Source organism: Kluyvera ascorbata ATCC 33433, from assembly GCF_000735365.1.
Lineage (GTDB): Bacteria > Pseudomonadota > Gammaproteobacteria > Enterobacterales > Enterobacteriaceae > Kluyvera > Kluyvera ascorbata.
On the sequence record NZ_JMPL01000204.1, the window covers coordinates 1 to 3,622 of the forward strand.

1 protein-coding gene and 1 pseudogene are annotated in these 3,622 nt (G+C 62.3%); one reads left to right on the forward strand and one right to left on the reverse strand.

Annotated features, from left to right (window positions below; all coding sequences use genetic code 11):
• A pseudogene (locus GKAS_RS22985) lies at window positions 1-184 on the forward strand (iron-enterobactin transporter ATP-binding protein); the annotation flags it as partial.
• 82 nt (window positions 185-266) lie between these two features.
• Here the strand turns inward: GKAS_RS22985 and GKAS_RS22990 are convergent.
• A partial coding sequence (locus tag GKAS_RS22990) for an enterobactin synthase subunit F (RefSeq protein WP_035897817.1) occupies window positions 267-3,622 on the reverse strand: 3,356 nt, incomplete at its 5' end.

Sequence of the window (3,622 nt, forward strand, 5' to 3'; positions counted from 1 at the left end):
AAACCAGGCGTGCCGCTACGCGACGCACCTGATTGCACTCCGTGATGGGAAGATTGTGGCGGAAGGCGCGCCGAAAGAGATTGTCACACCGGCGCTGATTGAGGCGATTTACGGCCTGCGCTGCGTGATTATTGACGACCCGGTGGCGAATACGCCGCTGGTGGTGCCGCTCGGACGGCGGTGAGTTACCCCGGGGTCGCTGACGCTCGCCCGGCTACATAAGCATTGTAGCCGGGCGAACGCAGTGACCCCGGGAAGCACTGAACCTACCCCAATATCTCCCGAATCACCGGCCCAATCGCCTCAAACGCCGCAGGCGTAATAATGTCGACGTGCGCACAATCCTGACTATAAACCTCCAGCTCACCCACCCACGGCCCCCAGGCCGTATGCGGCTCCGCCTGTCGGGTTTTCTCGGCGACAAACAGCGTCGCTTTACCGTCAAACGTCGCGCTGTGCGCGGTGGTCAGCAGGCGCACGGCGTCGGCGTAGTTGCCTTCAATTGCACTGAACAATTCGCTCGAGCCTTGCCCCTGCTGGGCGGCGAGAAACGCTTCACGTTCGCGGTCAATCTCCGCCAATACCGCAGGATCAAGACCGTTAGCCTCTTTTTCTGCCCAATTTTGCGTTTCCGGCGGCCAGGTATCGAGTAGCCCAAGGAACGCCACCGTTTCGCCGCGCTGACGTAAACGGGCGGCAATGCCCTGCGCCAGCGTACCGCCAAGCGAGTAGCCAAGCAGGTAATACGGCCCGTGCGGCTGCTGGGCGAGCAAGGTTGCCAGATGATGCTCGCACACCTCGTCCAGCGTCGCAGCGGTTTGCATCGGCCCTTCCGGGCGCGGCGACTGAATGCCGGTAATTGACCATCGCGGCGACAGATAGCGCGACAGCACGCTGAACTGCCAGGCAAAACCGGATGCCGGATGGAAGCAGAACAGCGTCGGTCCATCGCCGGAGCGCAGCGGCAGCAACGGCTCATAGCCCAGACGCTGCGCCTGTTCGTCGTTGCTGTTGTCCAGCAGCGCGCTCAATTGGCCAACCGTTGATGACACCATCACCTGCCCCGGCGTCACCTTGCGCCCGGTTTGCTGACTCAGCGTTGCAGCAAGGCGCATGGCGAGCAGCGAGTGGCCGCCAAGCGCGAAGAAGTCAGCGTCGATGTCCTGAATGTCGCAGCCGAGCAACTGGCTGAACGCCGCGGCAACCTGCACCTCGGTTGCCGTTTGCGGCGCGCGGCCGCTGGTTTTCTGCGTCAGCGACGGTAGCGGCAGCGCTTTACGATCCAGCTTGCCGTTGGCGCTCAGCGGCAGCGCGCTCAGCTGTAACAGCACCACCGGCACCATATGCGGCGGTAGCTGTTGGCGAAGCTGCGCCAGCAGGGCTTCGGTATCGAGCGGCAGGCCGGAAACCGACACCACATAACCCACCAATTGGCGCGCATCGCCGCCGGTGGCCGCCGCCTGATTGATAACACAAGCATGCGTCACCGCCTGTTCCACGTCCGGCAGGCTCTGCATCACCCGGTCGATTTCACCCAGCTCGATGCGCTGACCGCGAATTTTGAGCTGATCGTCGCTGCGACCGAGGTATTCCACCGCGCCGTTATTCAGCCAGCGCGCTACGTCGCCAGTACGGTACATCCGTTCACCGGGGGCAAACGGGTCGGCAATAAAGCGGCTGGCGGTCAGATCCGGTCTTCCCAGATAACCTTGCGCCAATTGAATTCCCGTAAGATAGAGATCGCCCGCCACGCCAAACGGCACCGGGCGCATCATGGCGTCGAGGATACGCAAGCCGGTATTCCATACCGGGAAACCTATCGGCACGCTGTTGCCCGACACCGCCGCCAGCGCTTCACCGTAGGCCGGGTACCAGCTCACGTCCACCGCCGCTTCCGTTGGCCCATAGAGGTTGTGCAGCGGTACGTGGGTCAGAACTTCCCACTCGCGGCATAGTGCAGTCGGCAGCGCTTCACCGCTGCAGAACACCCGCTGTAGCGAGCAGCAGCTGTCCACCGTTTCCGGCGTCAGCGAGGCCACAAATGCCGCCAGCATCGACGGCACGAAGTGGGTCGTGGTCACGCCGTAGTCGGCGAAGAATCGCTGCATCGCCAGCGGGTCGCGGTGCGCTTCCGGCTCGGCCATCACCAGGCTAGCGCCGGTGATAAACGGCCACCAGAATTCCCACACCGACACATCAAAACTGCATGGTGTTTTTTGCGCCACCACATCATCGGCGGTCAGCGGATAGTGGTCTTGCATCCACAGCAGGCGGTTAACGATAGCTTCATGGCCGACCATCACCCCTTTCGGACGGCCGGTCGACCCCGAGGTAAAGATGATATAGGCCGTCTGTTCCGGCGTCGCGAGCGCGAGCGGCCGATCGTCTCCTGCCGCCAGCGGTGCGTTCAGGCACAGACTGTCGATATTCGGGAAACGGTGCAGCTGGTCTGGGGCGGTTATCAGCAAGGTTGGGCACGCGTCTTCCAGCATCATTTGCAGACGGTCGTCCGGGTAGCCGGTATCCAGCGGTAGCCATGCCGCCCCCGCCTCAACAATAGCGTGCAGCGCCAGCGTCAGGAATACCGAGCGAGGTAGCGCCACGGCGACGCTATCGCCAGGTTTGACGCCGCGCTCGCGCAGGACGTTTGCCAGTGCGATCGCCTGCTGGCGCATCTCGCGGTAGGTAAAGCGATAGTTAGCATCCACCAGCGCCACGGCATCCGGCGTTTTCGCAGCTTGCTCGGCTACCAGTGAACTGAGCGTAGCACGCGGCAGGGATTTTTCGGTGGCGTTGATCTGTGCCAGACGCTGATATTCATCCTCCGACAGCAATTCCGCATCGGCACACATTAGCGCTGGATTATCGGCAAACTGCTGCAAAAGCGCCGTTAAACGGGCGATATGCTGCTGCAACGTCGCTTCATCATAGCGCTGCTGGTTGGCCAGTATTTCCAGCGACAGTCCACCGTCTTCGTCCGGAAACAGCGCCAGCTCAAGGTCATTAACCGGACCGGTCGCCAGCGTATGGGTTATTGCGCTAACGTCGGCGAAACCGAGGCGATAATCAAACATTTTGACGTTAAATACCGGACCAAACAGCGCTTCATCGCCCGCGGCTTTTCCGGCATCGCGCACAATCTGCTCCGCATCATAGCGTTGATGGCGGCGCATCTTTTTCAACTGCCCGGAAAGGCGAGTTGCCAGCTCCGGCAACGTTTCCTGGCCGTTCAGCGTCACGCCAAGCGGCAGTACGTTAAGCACCGGGCCGGTGGCGGTCAGCGCGACCGAGCCCATGCGGCGCATAAAGATAAACCCGGCGGCGTAATCGCTGCGCCCGCATAGACGGCCCAGCCAGAGTGCGACCAGCGCCAGCGCCAGATCGGCAGGCTGGCACTGTGGAGCGGAAGCGGCCAGGCGAGTAAATGCTCGGCGGTCGGCGGTGAGCTTCAGCCGCCAGATAGTGGTGCTTTGCGCGCGGCCCGGCAGCGGCGCAGAGGAGAGCGAGGCCGGAGACGGCAAGGCTTTACGCTGTTCGGCCCAGAAGGCTTTATCCCGCTGGAACGCCTCGCTGTCCCGATAGCGCTGATACTCTTCCACCACATCGGCAAACGGCGTGAACG